The following is a 14,154-nucleotide window of genomic DNA, read 5'->3' on the forward strand; positions in this document are numbered from 1 at the left end:
GTAACTAGAGAGTTAACCTCAATTCGTTATTCAATTATTCGGCGTTGTTACCTTTACAAACACTTTTGTCAAAAAATCATTGGGATGTATCTCATTGTTCGGTTTAATATTTATTGGATTCACTACTTTGGATGGGACGAGTCCCTTTAAGTACTGTTCCATATACTTTCCTTCAACATGAAGGGATTGTTCTGCCACCCATGCCTTTAAACGATTGTAACCATAGTGAAGTTCTGAATACGGCCCTTTTACATTGACACATGCATACATTCCTCCAGGCAATATCGTAAGATACTCCTCATTTTTCTCGACTTTTACGGGTAAAAGTAATTCAACATCTGCTTTCTTTTGTCTCCAGTCTTTTTGATGAAAAATAGCTAGTAGCTCCCCATCCATATTAAACTGATATGCATATATCCTTTCAAACAACATTTTAACGAGTGTGTCCATTTCAAACATGTTTATTGTTTTGCGAATAGACACAACCTGTATATCTTTTCGCTCCTCTATGTAACAACTTGACAGAGTGGGCTCAGGAATGAATGTTTCATCATTCTTTATGAACTTCTTTATTTGCTGGATGTTGTTAATTTGCTTGATGATTTGTTCTTGCTGGTACTTTAACTCTTCTGTTTTTTTCTTTAATCTTACATCCAGATCTTTCATATCTTTACCTTTTAAAGCTTGCTCAATTTCGTTTAACGAAAACTGGCAGTCTTTAAGCACTAGGATAGTTTTTAGCTCTTTCATCTTATCGTAGTCATAGTAACGATAGCTCGTCTCGGGATCTACATAAGAAGGTTCGAGTAAACCAATGTCACTATAGTAACGAATTGTTTTCACAGGTACATCGCACAGATTTGAAAATCTTCCAATGGTATACATAGCAAAGCCCCTTTTCCAAACGACATTTATTTCTAAACAATTTGCTCAAATAAATCCCATTATAAATCATAAACAAATCAATCTGACACTTCAACTTTCCACTTGAGATTCTTATTGATTTTCGTGTTGCTTTTAAATAAATTTTGATCAAATTGATACTAATAACCTTGATTAACGATCATAGAAAAGAGCGTGTTTTGAAAAAAAGATTGATCAAAACACGCTCTTAATATTTTCAGTTGGTTCTTTCTTTTAGGGGTCCCACCCCATCGCTATCAAGCTAAGGTTAGGAAAGGTCAGTTTCAGAAGAAAATTTTTTCTTTTTCTAAAAATCAGTGTAGATCATTGGGAATTTTGCATATCAAATAAACCCTAACGGGTTTCACTTTTTTTATTAAGCTGCTTGATTGTCCGACATGGTACAATTGTAAACGACACCTAATATATCAAAGACTGTTTTCTTCTTGTATCGATGAGATTTCCGTCCGTTTCGCTGTAGGAGGTTAAACAGACGAAGAAGAATCTTTGATAATCCTTGGGTGTCTTTTTGCATTGCTCGAAACAGAAGAAAAAAATAGTCTTTAATCATATATATGGCTTTATATTCACTCAGCTCTTGTTTCTTTTTTATGAGAAGTAACTTCCGCATTTGAAACATAATAGAGGAACAGAGTAGAATGGCAATCAGTTGCCCATACAAATGGCATTCCAATCGTTCTCGTTTTATCTTTTTACAATGATGAATGTGAAAGAATGATTTCCACGTTTTAAATAAAATTTCGATTTGCCAACGTAAAGAATACCAATCATGTACTTGTCCCATCGGGACAATATCTGTAGGGGTATTTGTCATATATACATTGATACCACTGAGTCGTTTACTACGAGGAGAATACTTCATTCCTTTCTTCTTTTCTCTTACAGCTTGATCTTGTAATCGTTTTTTTTGTTGTTCTTTTGTTAGTCGATGTACAATCACACGAGTTGGTACTTTATCAGTCATTCCTACATAGGCTTCGGATATTTCACATGTTTGTCCTGGCTGAAGAGAGTTCATTAAGACCTCCATATCTATCTGTATATACTCTGTACCTTTCTTAATTCTTCCATCTTGAAAGTAATCAGGGTTGGAATTTTTTTGATAAATACGTGTATTCGACTTGATACGAGAGATATAGTAAGCTTTTTTATCTTGTATATGTTGAAGATCTTTCAAATGAAAATAACCTAAATCTCGGATACATAAATCATTCGCTGTTATAGTTGGGACACACAGAGAACCGTAGGTTCGATCATGTTGTTTACCTGGACCTGTATGAATATGTAGGAACTGTCCGCTTAACAGGTCATACTCAAGTTGAATTTTCATCCCAGCTGTATGACTGCAGCCTCCTGCACCTGGATAAACGAATGAAAAGATATCTGGAAGTTGAAATGCGGTGGAATCCAGGATCCGAATACGCTTGAAAACAGAAGTGAATGGAGAAGAAATCGGTATAAATGAGGCTAATTTTTGGTTTAGAAGTTCGGCTAATATGTGTTGCAAAAATTGAACGGCCGCTTTATTAAATCGTTGATTTAGTCCCTCAGGACTGATGAGAACTTCTGTTGACGCTTCTAAACAGCTAGATAGCTGAGTTAAAGAAGTCGTAGCGACATTTTGACTCATCCATACACATAAAGCGACTAAATCTTTGGCTTGGTACTTACTTGTTCGTTGCACAAAGCCAACATCTCTAGCAAGATTTCGTAAGATATTAGGGGATAAAAAGCTTTGAATTTCTTGAGCAAATAGTTGTAATTCATCAGATACAGAAATTGACATACAAAAACGCCATCCTTTCCTATGATTCTACAGAAAGAATAGCGTATTTTTTCATTTTAGGGGGAATTTTGTTTTGTTAGCTTGATAGCGATGGGGTCCCACCCCACATCCATCAACTTAAGGTATATGTTTATACAAAGGCGGATCTTTCCATGTAGTTTTTCATTATTTTTTATAGATATCCTAAAAGTAGGCATATCAAATAAACCCTGACGGGTTACAATTTTTTCACTATAATTATGCTACCTGATGAATGGAAGTGGTATACTCATAAACAACACCCAAAATATCAAAGACCGTTTTTTTCTCATATCTGTGGGATTTTCGTCCGTTTCGCTGTAGGAGGTTAAACAGACGAAGGAGAATCTTTGATAATTCTTGGGTGTTTTTTTGTAATGCTTGATGAAACAGTAAGAAATAACCTTTAATCATGTACATCGCTTTATATTCACTTAGCTCTTTCTGTTTCTTACGTAACAGGAGTTCTCTCATTTTAAACATAGTAGAAGAACATAATAGGATACTAATGAGTTGTCCATAAAGGTGACATTCTAGCCGCTCTTGTTTTATAGATTTACAACGATGAATTTGAAACCAAGATTTCCATATTTTAAATAACAGCTCAATTTGCCAACGCAGTGAATATAAATCATAGATTTTCTCTTTTGGTACCCATTCCGAAGGAATGTTTGTCATATATACCGTAATTCCTTGTAAAAGCTTCGTACGATCTGTATATGTAATCCCCTTTTTCTTTTCACGAATAGATCGATCACGTAGGCGTTTCTGTGTTTGCTCCTCCGTACATCTATAAACCACAATACGAGTAGGAAGCTTGTCTTTACTCCCTACATATACATCATGTAACTCATACACTTGGCCAGGTTGTAATTCTTTCATGATATCTTCCAGATAAACTTGTATATATACTGGTCTCAATTGAGCGGGTTTTGTTTTAAATACCACTGTTTCGAATTCTTTTCTATATATTTTAGTTGGTAATTTAAGACGTGATAAATAATATCCTTGCTTATCTTGGATAGACTTAAAGTCTTGTAAACGAAAATATCCTAGGTCACGAATATATAGTTCATTCTTTTGTATCATACCTGTTCGAGTCGCACCATACGCCTGATCACTCCGTTTTCCTGGTTCAATTTTCACATCAGAAAATTCTCCACTCAATAAGTCATACTCTAGTTGAATTTTTACACCAGCTTTATGACTGCATCCTCCGGCACCAGGATAAGTAGATGCGAATCGATCTGGAACTTGAAAGGTTGTAGAATCAAGGATACGAATGCGCTCAAAGTAAGCAGAAAGAGAATGAGAAATCTTAGATAACCCTCCAATTTTAGCTTGTAGAAGTGTAGTAAATACAGTTCGAAAGAAGGCTACAGAAGCCGAATTAAATCGTCGATTAAGTCCCTCCGGACTTAATAAAACTCCTGTTGAAGTTTCTAATTGACTACAAAGTTGAGTAAGAGAGGTAGTAGCGACCTGTTGATTTAACCATACACACAAAGATAAAAAATGATGCCCGTGGCATTTACGTTTTCATTTCATGCCGCCTGCTTCTATAGCCAATTGATTAAGTGTAGCGGGAGACATATATCGATATAACTCTTCGGCAAATAAAGACAACTCTTGTTTTTGATGCATATTCATAAAAAGCACGTCACCCTTTCTCATTAATATAAGAGAATGGTAACGTGCTTTTAACTTCAAGAATAGTCCAAATCCTTAAGTTGATGGATGTGGGGTCCCACCCCATCGCTATCAAGCTAATATTTTGAGATAACCCTATAACGAAAATTTTGTTTCCATTTGGATAGAAAAATGCTTACTTTTATCGTTTGGGGGATTATCTGTTTCTTAAGTTAATGGGTGCACGGTTAGTCCCCTTTTATAAACTCATTATTTACCAGACAGGTCTTAACCTCGATGATGATTTACCTTCATTTGCTTCATAAACTAACTTTGTTAAATCTTCCTTGAGCATTTGCATTCGTTCAGCGCCTATGTTTTCAATCCAACGTTGTTCAATTTCAGTTAGTATCTTCTCTTTTGCTTGCACTACTAGCCAACCTTTTTCGGTCAAAACAATAATTTTCCCTCTCTTATCAGTTGGATGAGCTTTGCGCATTACATAACCACTTTTCTCAAGATAATCCACCATTTTACTCACAGCTTGCTTTGTAATTCCTAAATATTCGGCTAGTTCTATACCTATCGCTCCATTAGGAGTGATGCATTTAAACATAAAACCATGTACAGGTCTAATATCTCCAAATCCCAATTCACTCAATTTGTCATGTAGTTCATTGATTGATGAGCTAAAGGATAATGACAAAAGTGACGTAAGGTCCAATTCACTAAATACTTGATGACTCATACATAAAACCTCCTTAAATAAAGTCAACACGGTTGACTATATCTGATTTCCATTGTACTATATGGCATATAGTCAATCAAATTGACTATAATTAGTTATAAGAGATATAAGGGATTCAACGAAACAAAAATTAATAAATTATGGAGGTTTCTCATGGCTAACATCGTGAAAATTAGAGGAAGTGTGTTTGCCCCGTATGCTTGGTTAGAACCTATTAAAGATCCTATATACTGGTGATGCACGTGAATTTACACCTTATGCTGTAAACACAATGCGGTCAAGATTAGAGCAAGAAGTGATTATTGATTTTTATAAAAAAGAAATTTTTTCACATGCAAATGCTTGTATCGTAACTGTGAAAATTACAAATCCAGATGGTTCTATCGAGTATAAAAAAGGGAGAACAAGCACAGAAAATATTGTATGCACTAATGTTGTGTGGGGTACTGATGAAGTTTCTTTTAAAATGAGTGCAAGTGCCAGCAATCCTTTAAATACAGCAGCACCTGCAGCTGACTATGTATTAACTATACACGTTAACAAAAGTGGGGTTGCACATATTGAAGGTGCACATGATGGGTTCCCCTGCTATGAATTTTATAAACAAACAGATTTTGGTCCATTTGAATTAATATATACACATGATTTCAGAAAAACTGGTGACACTCCAGCAGCGCTAGCTGGGGAAATGGAATACAGTTTTAAAACGACAATCTAGATATAAATACTGAATAGAAGTTTACAAGCAGCAAAATTATTTATACGAAAGAAATTGCGATCTGTTTTGCTCAATGGGTCAATATTATTATTACCCAAAATAAAATTAAGAATTGCAGAGGTGTGTCTCATGACTAATATCGTTAAAGTTAGAGCAAGTGTATTTATTCCAATGTCTTGGACTGAACCTAAGAAAGATATTCAAACAGGAAACATGATTCAATTCGAAGGTGACTCACGTGAATTTACACCTTATGCTGTAAACGCTATGCGTTCCAGAATTGAACAAGAAGTAGTTGTAGATTTTTATAAAAAAGAAATTTTCACATATGCGAATACCGGCATAACAACAGAAAGAATCACAACTCCTGATGGTTCCGTTAATAAGAGAACAGGAAAAGCTAGTACGGAAAATATTTTGTGCACTGATGTTGTATGGGAGTCAAATGACGTCAAATTTAAAATGAGTGCAAGTGCTAGCAACCCATTAAATGTATATGCACCTCCTGTTGACTACCTATTAACTGTACATGTCCAAAAAGATGGTACTGTCGATATTGAAGGTGCACATGATGGATTCCCTTGTTATGAATTTTATAAGCAAGTAAATTTTGGTCAGTTTGAGAAAATTCATACACATGACTTCAGAGAAACTGGTGATACAGCTGAAGCTCTAGGTGGAGACATGGAGTATAGTTTTAAAAAGATATTATAAAGAACAATATAATACCCTTTTTATTAAATAAATATATAACAACATAAAAGAGTGAGTAACAGGAGGAAAAGAGAATGACAACAGTTTTATTTGTAAAAGCAAACAATCGTCCAGCAGATCAAGCAGTTAGCGTAAAATTATATTATGCTTTTTTAGCAAGTTATAAAGAATCTCATCCAAATGAGACAGTAGTAGAGCTTGATTTATACAATGAGGAATTGCCATATGTAGGAGTAGATATGATTAACGGCACATTTAAGTCTAGTAGAGGATTTGATTTAACAGTAGAAGAAGCAACGGCTGTTGCTGTTGCTGATAAATATTTAGATCAATTCCTTGCAGCTGATAAAGTTGTTTTTGGTTTCCCATTATGGAATTTAACAATCCCAGCTGTACTACACACATATATTGATTACTTAAACCGCGCGGGAAAAACATTTAAATATACGTCAGAAGGTCCAGTAGGTCTTATTGGAAATAAGAAAATTGCATTATTAAACGCAAGTGGCGGTGTATATTCTGAAGGACCAAAAGCCCCAATGGAAATGGCTGTTAAATATGTAGCAAGTATGATGGGATTCTTCGGTGCAAAAGATATAGAAAAAATAGTAATTGAAGGTCACTACCAATTCCCAGATAAAGCAGAAGAAATTATTGCTGCAGGGCTTGAAAAAGCGAATAAAGTAGCAAGTACGTTCTAATTAACAAAACACTTGTCACTCTATATGGCAGTACCAACACTTTTATAGCGGGTGGTACTGCTTTTTTATTCGCTTAGCTCGCATCAATTGGGCAGTAAGGACCCAATTGATGCGAGCTTTCCATTCTCAACTTATTAAACGATAGAAAGCAGGATTACATTACGATGGAACGTTTATGGACAAAAAACTATATAATGCTGACCATTACAGCATTATTACTATTTAGTGGTTTTTATTTACTCATGCCAACACTACCTATTTTTATTAAACAATTAGGTGGAAGTGAATCTCAAGTTGGATTTATTATAGGAGTGTTTACAATATCGGCAGTCATTTTACGTCCTATTATTGGAGGATTAATGGATCGATATGGTCGACGATTATTTATAATAAGCGGACTACTATTTTTTGCAATTACAATGTATTTTTATGATTGGGTAACAGGAGTTATATTTTTAGTGGTATTACGTATCCTTCATGGAATCAGCTGGGCAATTGCTACAACTTCGATCGGAACAGCTGTGACTGATGTGATTCCACAATCTCGTCGCGGAGAAGGAATGGGATGGTATGGACTTGCCATGACTTTAGGTATGGCTTTAGGACCAGTATTAGGTCTTTGGGTAATAAAATCATTTTCATTCCATTATCTATTTCTTCTATGTACAGGATTAGCACTTGTTGCATTCATACTTGCACTTGGTACAAAAATACCAGCAATTCAACATGCATCAAAAAAACCAATATCATTTTTTGAAAAAACACTCTTACCAATCGCTATTGTTACATTTTTCCTATCTCTTACTTTTGGTGGCATTACAACATTTTTACCACTGTTTGCGGCAAAAATTCAAGTTAATGCTGGTACTTTTTTCTTAGTTTATGCTGTCACACTTACAGTAGTTAGACCATTTGCCGGGAAGGTATCCGATAAATATGGAGAAGGAATCATTATTATTCCTGCGCTGTTTACACTGATATCCGCACTATTAGTTCTAGCAATGACAAATGGGATTGTTGGACTAGTTATTACAGCTATTTTGTATGGGATTGGATTCGGATCAGCACAACCTGCTCTTCAAGTAGCCATGATACGATTAGCTTCACCAGAGAAAAGAGGAATAGCGAACGCTACATTTTTTACTGCTTTTGATTTAGGGATTGGTTTAGGATCCATTCTTCTAGGATTTGTTTCACAACTCATGGGATATCAAATGCTATTTATTGTTTGTGCTATCTCTGGGTTTGTTAGTCTGTTAATTTTTATTTTGTTTGTAAAAAAGACGCTAACATAACTTTTAAATTTACGAAAAAAGCGCTATTCTTTTTGTAGAAATATACAGTGGTCTGACCCCATTTGGTGAGACAAAGAAAAAACACCTAGACAACATGTTTCCTATAACCTATAGGTGACATGTTATCTAATTTTCTCTGAATCCGTTCATTATTATAGTAGTGGATGTATTCATCCACAGTTTGTATTATACTAGCATTATTCGATTGTTTTATATTTTGCGCATAGAATCCTTCGGATTTCAAATGAGAATGAAAGGATTTTATGAGGGCATTATCATGGCAGTTTCCTGTACGAGACATGCTTGTGATAATGCCTTTTTCTTTGGCATATGTTTGAAATTGTTTTGATGTATACACTTTTCCTTGATCCGAATGTAAAATCGTATCAATCACATTTCGCTTTCTTAAAGCCTCTTTTAGAGTATCTAATACAAGAGAAACATCCTGTGTCTCACCTATTTTATAACTTACAATTTCATTGTTAAACCCATCTATAATAGATGAAAAATAAAGAGTCTTATTGCCGAACATCAAATACGTGATATCAGTGAACCATTTTTCATTAGGCTTGGTAGCTTTAAATCTCCGTTGTATTCTATTTTTAGCTACCACTGGTTCATGACCGAGCACAAATATCTTCTTCTTTTTTCTAACCCGAGATAATACGTTGTATTTTCTCATGATACGTAATACTTTTTTATGATTCATTACAATGTTAAATTGATTACGTAGACAAGCTGTAACCCGACGATATCCATACCGATATTTATGATGTTGACATATTTCTATTACGGTTTTTTCTTCATGATTAGTTACTGTCTTCTCGTGCTTTTTCCAACGATAATAAGTAGCGCGTGAAATATTAAATATGGAACACAGTTCTGCAATTGTAAAAATTGATTGCCATTCCTTTATCATTTTCATTATTTCTTCTTTTCCTCCCACCTCCTTAAGGTTTCTTGGCACTTTTCCAGCAATATAATCTTTGCCTTTAAATAACGTATTTCTAATTCTTTTTGTTCAAGTTCTATTAACTTTTTTAAGCCTTTTCCATGTGCAGATTGTCTTCCAATAGATTGTTCAAACCGATAGGCTTCACCTTCACGATACCATTCCATCCAAGTTTTAATTTGAGCCACATGCTTAATTCCTAAGGCATCCATAATTTCTTTATTTTTGAATCCTTGGTGTTTCATTTCAACTACTTTCCACTTTATTTCGGCGGGATAATGCGTCTTTTTCCCCATGCGAAAAACACCTCCATTAAAATCATAACTTACTTACGATTTAGAGAGGTGTTTTTTATCGTCTCATTCTCAGGGTTCACTCCAATACAAAAAGAATAGCGTTTTTTTCGTTTAATGGATATAAATTTATCTGAGCTTGATAGCGATGTGACGAGACCCCTATAAGACTTCGTTAAGGGTATCCCTAAAATTAAAATTTAGGTGATTTTTGTAACAATATATCTTGTTAATTCATTTTTTATAATTTATAATATTAACTGTGTATGGTGTGTATATTGTGTATCATATAACATAACACTTATCGATTGAGAGGTTGTTTAATGAAAATAATCTTAAGTAATGTATCAAATCAGCCTTTATATCAACAGATAAAGGAACAGATTAAAGAATCAATATTTAACAATGAGTTAAAAGAAGGCGAACAATTGCCATCAATCCGCTTATTAGCTAACGACTTACATGTAAGTGTACTTACCACAAAAAGAGTCTATGCAGAACTAGAAGCAGAAGGTTTTATTATTACTAGGATTGGCAAAGGTACCTATGTAGCACCTACAAACCTAGAGTTGTTAATGGAATCTAAGCGCCGCATGGTGGAAGTCAAGCTCGCAGAAGTTTGTCAGATGGCTCGAAGTATAGGAATTCATGCAGATGATCTCCATTCAATATTGGACTTAATTTTAGAGGAGGATAATGAAAAATGAATGCTGTGCTAGAAGTGAATAATCTAAATAAAACTTACGACAATTTTTCATTAAAAGATGTTACTTTTTCACTTAACAAAGACTGTATAACAGGTTTTATTGGAACTAATGGTTCCGGGAAAACCACAACAATTAAAGCAATCCTTGGCCTCATTTTAAAAGATTCCGGAAAAATTAATTTTTTAGGAAAAGATATGGATAAAAATGAAAGAAAGTCCAAAAACAACATTGGCATCGTGCTGGATGAGGGATATTTCTATGATGAATTAACATTGAAAGAAATGAAAAATGTGATTGCCCCTTCCTATACTGATTGGGATGAACCGGTTTTCTTAACTTATATTAAACAGTTTAATTTAAATCTAGAACAGAAAATTTCTACCCTATCCAAAGGTATGCGGATGAAATTTGCAGTTGCATTGGCTCTATCCCACCACGCAGACCTATTAATAATGGATGAACCAACAAGTGGTTTGGATCCATTGGTACGAAGTGAATTAATGAATATTCTCCTAGATTTTATGAAGGAACCAGGGAAAATCGTCTTTTTTTCCACTCATATTACCTCTGATTTAGATAAAATTGCCGATATGATCATTTTAATCGATGATGGAAAAATTTTAGTTAATGAGGAAAAAGATGTGTTAGTAGACACACATGTATTGGTAAAGGGAGACAATCAATTAATTAATGAACAAACAAAAAAACTTTTTTTAAATTTGCATCAATCTCACTACGGATTTGAGGGGATTACTCATAAAAAAGATGATGTACGCCGACTCATGCCTGATGTATTGATGGAAAGACCAACTTTAGAGGATATTATGCTTTCATATATCGGAGGTAATAACCATGTTAATTAACCTTGTAATGAAAGACTTTATACTAGTCAAAAAATATTTTCTAATTTTACTCGTTTATGCTACTATCGCTCCTATTTACATTTCTACACAACTACATTTAAACGATGGCGGTCTTGTTAGCTTTCTTTTAACAGTAATTGTGATGGAGCTTATTTTGTTTAGTACGTTATCCAAATTTGAGGATCAGTACAAGGGGGCCGCTTTGCTTTGTGCAACTCCATACACACGAAATGCATTTGTAAAAGCAAAATATCTCTTTCTCTTTGTAATTTTCATTTGTGTCTCCATCATCCGTATTATTACGTCAGTTATCATACCATCAGGTATAGAAAAACTCAGCGTAAACGCTCTTGGAATAACATTTTTAATTTTTAGTATTTTATTTGGTATACTACTTCCTGTTCAATTTAAATTCGGTTATGACAAAACAAAACTTATATCATTTTTCACTGTCTTTTTAATACCTTTTGTCGCTCCTACTCTTATAAAGGGAGTTCAATCGAGTCACATTGGTTTTACAACCACCTTTCCATTTTCATCAATTGTTCTGGCATGGATGCCTTGTTTTATTTCAATAGTTATTTGTCTTATATCAATGGTGATATCTCTGAAAATATATGCAAAAAAGGATTTATAATTAAATTTTAAATATAATAGGGATAGTTGTTAAAGGAAATATATGTAGTATCGTACAGATTCATTTCTTTTCAGCCATCCCTTTTAAAAATTTAAGTCCCTCTTGTGATGTACCTTTTTCTTAATTAAGTAGATTTTATGGATATTGAAATAAACTAAGTCTTTAAATCATTAGTCTTCTTAGTTTCTCTTTTCATTAAAGGATACTGCCCCATCGCCATCAGGCTAAGAAATTCATTGTTCCTCAAAACGATGGGCTGAATCCCTATAGATAGCTATGGAAAGGTGAAATTTTCGCTTTGGGGGTATTTCAAAATATTAGCTTGATAGCGATGTGTTGTGACCCCTAATAAAAAAATCTCGTTTTGGGGAGAATCTGTTTTCTTTGCTTGATGGGCATGGGGTCCCGGTAGTAAAACGCGGAAAACATAAGCTAAGCAACATTCGACATAACAATTCTTTATTTTCGTCAAAAAAGCGTATGTCGCAGATTTCTGAACATACGCTTTTTCGTTAACTTGTTTTTTGCTTTTTGTGTGCAAGTAAATTGTTATCGGGTTGCGAAAATGAAGCAAAGAGGTAAAACAATCACCATGCCAACAAGGGGTAGCTTCAGGAAAATGCGGATTTACATCGCTAAGCAAATTTTCCTGACGATTTCCCAGCATATCAAAGTTGCGGAACTGAGATAAGATGTTTGTACGATGTGCTTACTTCCTCTGCCAATGCTTTGATTTTCATCATGATTTGGAGCATTTCTTCTGTTGTCGTCCTTGGGTTGATGGAACAAAGTCGAATAACCACTTTCTCTTTCAATTCGGTCGTACTTAACATAGCAAATCCTCTGTGAGTAATTTCTTCCACCAGTTTTTTGTTTATTTCATTGATTGTATCTGTTGATGCTAATTCACAAGGGATATAACGAAAAGTAACAATTCCTAACTGGGCAGGTGTTACCACCTCCCAATCTTTCGCTTTCCCTAAGAACGCTTCAACTTGTTCAGCCAACATGATGCCATGATCAATTGCCTGGCGAAAAGCTGCGACTCCAAACACTTTAAAAGACAGCCACACCTTTAACGCCCTAAATCTGCGCGAAAGTTCAATTCCACGTTCTCCAAAATTGATTTCTTCTTCTATATTGGTTTCCGTATCCTTGATATACTCTGGGATCATACGAAATGTTTTGCTTAAGTATTGGCTGTTTCTAATGAGTACACAGCCCACATCATAAGGCTGAAAAAGCCATTTATGAGGGTCCAACGTCAAGGAATCGACACGATGAATTCCTTGAAGCAAAGCACTTCCTTTTTCACTGAGAATTGCCGGGGCACCATAGGCTCCATCCGCATGTAGCCATACATCTTCGTCATTACAAAGATCAGCCAACTCATTGAGGGAATCAACCGCTCCGCAATTAGTTGTTCCAGCATTAGCAATGACACAGAATGGTTTTTTCCCTTTTGTTCGATCTTCTTTTATTTGCTTTTTCAAAGCACTGACTGAAATTCGTAAATGTTCATCCGTTTCGATTCGGCAAATTTGATGGTGTTTGAAACCCAATACTTTTAGTGCCCGATCCACAGAAAAATGAGTCTGGTCGGAAAAATAAACAACCGCATTTTCTATGTCATTATTAAGCTTGACCTGTCTAGCCACATTAAGCGCGGTTAAATTAGCCATGGAACCTCCGCTTACAAATAGCCCTTCAGCCGAATCAGGGAATCCTAACATCGATTTTAACCAATTGATTGTCGTTAATTCGATTTGCTCAGCACCTGCGCCTACTATCCAAGCTGTCGGAAATACATTAAATCCACTTGCTAAAAAATCTGCTACTACTCCAACATAATTATTGGGACCCGGCACAAAAGCCATAAAATGAGGATGATCCACATGGGTAATCTGATTAAACACGTTCCTATTAAGAAAATGAAGGAGCTCTTTCGGATCGGATCCGTTTTCTGGGATTGATTCAGTCAGCTTGTTTCTGAGAATATCACTATCAATCGTTTCAGATACTGGTTTGCTTTTCAAATGATTCATATGATCAATGATCATATCAACCGCTTGATATCCTAACTGACGCATCTCTTCGGCTGATAACTGCAGGTTTTCCGTCACTTGTTTCACTCCTATTCTATTTTAAAAGGCGAGTTGTTGCTCGCCT

The 14,154-nt window shown here is 35.0% G+C and carries 11 protein-coding genes and 2 pseudogenes; 7 read left to right on the forward strand and 6 right to left on the reverse strand.

Annotated features, from left to right (window positions below; all coding sequences use genetic code 11):
* Window positions 1-30: 30 nt before the first annotated feature.
* From QUF99_RS01560 to QUF99_RS01575, 4 genes and pseudogenes are all read right to left on the reverse strand, one after another.
* The gene (locus QUF99_RS01560) at window positions 31-885 is read right to left on the reverse strand and encodes a MerR family transcriptional regulator (RefSeq protein WP_289368291.1); all 855 of its coding nucleotides are present in this window, start codon (window positions 883-885) and stop codon (window positions 31-33) included.
* Window positions 886-1,279: 394 nt separating this feature from the next.
* Entirely contained in the window at window positions 1,280-2,710 is a 1,431-nt protein-coding gene (locus QUF99_RS01565; RefSeq protein WP_289368096.1) for an IS4 family transposase, read from the reverse strand.
* Between the two features lie 237 nt (window positions 2,711-2,947).
* Window positions 2,948-4,378 (reverse strand): annotated as a pseudogene (locus QUF99_RS01570) (IS4 family transposase).
* Window positions 4,379-4,631: 253 nt separating this feature from the next.
* Complete coding sequence (locus QUF99_RS01575) at window positions 4,632-5,105, reverse strand: MarR family winged helix-turn-helix transcriptional regulator (RefSeq protein WP_289368293.1); 474 nt, start codon at window positions 5,103-5,105, stop codon at window positions 4,632-4,634.
* A 153-nt stretch (window positions 5,106-5,258) separates the two neighbouring features.
* Here QUF99_RS01575 and QUF99_RS01580 point away from each other — a divergent pair.
* The 4 genes and pseudogenes from QUF99_RS01580 (at window position 5,259) to QUF99_RS01595 (ending at window position 8,533) form a co-directional block, all read left to right on the forward strand.
* Window positions 5,259-5,823 (forward strand): annotated as a pseudogene (locus QUF99_RS01580) (DUF3238 domain-containing protein).
* Between the two features lie 129 nt (window positions 5,824-5,952).
* Window positions 5,953-6,537, forward strand: a complete 585-nt coding sequence (locus QUF99_RS01585; protein ID WP_289368294.1) for a DUF3238 domain-containing protein — start codon at window positions 5,953-5,955, stop codon at window positions 6,535-6,537.
* 74 nt (window positions 6,538-6,611) lie between these two features.
* Entirely contained in the window at window positions 6,612-7,238 is a 627-nt protein-coding gene (locus tag QUF99_RS01590; protein WP_289368295.1) for an FMN-dependent NADH-azoreductase, read from the forward strand.
* Window positions 7,239-7,402: 164 nt separating this feature from the next.
* Window positions 7,403-8,533 carry an MFS transporter gene (locus QUF99_RS01595; protein ID WP_289368297.1) on the forward strand — a complete coding sequence of 377 codons (1,131 nt, stop codon included), beginning with the start codon at window positions 7,403-7,405 and terminating at the stop codon, window positions 8,531-8,533.
* Between the two features lie 85 nt (window positions 8,534-8,618).
* Here QUF99_RS01595 and QUF99_RS01600 read toward each other — a convergent pair.
* Window positions 8,619-9,781, reverse strand: a protein-coding gene (locus tag QUF99_RS01600; protein ID WP_289368298.1) for an IS3 family transposase whose coding sequence is annotated in 2 segments (ribosomal slippage) — window positions 8,619-9,514 and window positions 9,514-9,781 — 1,164 coding nt in all. Because the reading frame shifts where the segments join, the coding sequence is not laid out codon by codon here.
* A gap of 320 nt (window positions 9,782-10,101) precedes the next feature.
* Between QUF99_RS01600 and QUF99_RS01605 the strand changes: the two genes are divergently transcribed.
* From QUF99_RS01605 to QUF99_RS01615, 3 genes are read left to right on the forward strand one after another with little or no spacing between them, the layout of a single operon-like run.
* Window positions 10,102-10,485: a GntR family transcriptional regulator gene (locus QUF99_RS01605; RefSeq protein ID WP_289368299.1), complete on the forward strand. Its 384-nt coding sequence runs from the start codon at window positions 10,102-10,104 to the stop codon at window positions 10,483-10,485.
* Window positions 10,482-11,348 (forward strand): ABC transporter ATP-binding protein, encoded by an 867-nt coding sequence (locus tag QUF99_RS01610; protein ID WP_289368300.1) that lies wholly within the window; start codon window positions 10,482-10,484, stop codon window positions 11,346-11,348. The genes QUF99_RS01605 and QUF99_RS01610 overlap by 4 nt, the downstream gene beginning before the upstream one ends.
* Window positions 11,338-11,985: an ABC-2 transporter permease gene (locus tag QUF99_RS01615; protein ID WP_289368301.1), complete on the forward strand. Its 648-nt coding sequence runs from the start codon at window positions 11,338-11,340 to the stop codon at window positions 11,983-11,985. The genes QUF99_RS01610 and QUF99_RS01615 overlap by 11 nt, the downstream gene beginning before the upstream one ends.
* A 668-nt stretch (window positions 11,986-12,653) precedes the next feature.
* Here the strand turns inward: QUF99_RS01615 and QUF99_RS01620 are convergent.
* A complete protein-coding gene (locus QUF99_RS01620) occupies window positions 12,654-14,108 on the reverse strand; it encodes a pyridoxal phosphate-dependent decarboxylase family protein (protein WP_289368302.1) in 1,455 nt (484 codons plus the stop codon).
* Window positions 14,109-14,154: the final 46 nt, after the last annotated feature.

The organism is Bacillus sp. DX4.1 (genome assembly GCF_030348195.1).
Lineage (GTDB): Bacteria > Bacillota > Bacilli > Bacillales > Bacillaceae_G > Bacillus_A.

Coding starts and splice junctions, on each gene's coding strand:
- QUF99_RS01560 (WP_289368291.1), bottom strand. CDS start 885: ATGTATACCATTGGAAGATTTTCAAATCTGTGCGATGTACCTGTGAAA.
- QUF99_RS01565 (WP_289368096.1), bottom strand. CDS start 2,710: ATGTCAATTTCTGTATCTGATGAATTACAACTATTTGCTCAAGAAATT.
- QUF99_RS01575 (WP_289368293.1), bottom strand. CDS start 5,105: ATGAGTCATCAAGTATTTAGTGAATTGGACCTTACGTCACTTTTGTCA.
- QUF99_RS01585 (WP_289368294.1), top strand. CDS start 5,953: ATGACTAATATCGTTAAAGTTAGAGCAAGTGTATTTATTCCAATGTCT.
- QUF99_RS01590 (WP_289368295.1), top strand. CDS start 6,612: ATGACAACAGTTTTATTTGTAAAAGCAAACAATCGTCCAGCAGATCAA.
- QUF99_RS01595 (WP_289368297.1), top strand. CDS start 7,403: ATGGAACGTTTATGGACAAAAAACTATATAATGCTGACCATTACAGCA.
- QUF99_RS01605 (WP_289368299.1), top strand. CDS start 10,102: ATGAAAATAATCTTAAGTAATGTATCAAATCAGCCTTTATATCAACAG.
- QUF99_RS01610 (WP_289368300.1), top strand. CDS start 10,482: ATGAATGCTGTGCTAGAAGTGAATAATCTAAATAAAACTTACGACAAT.
- QUF99_RS01615 (WP_289368301.1), top strand. CDS start 11,338: ATGTTAATTAACCTTGTAATGAAAGACTTTATACTAGTCAAAAAATAT.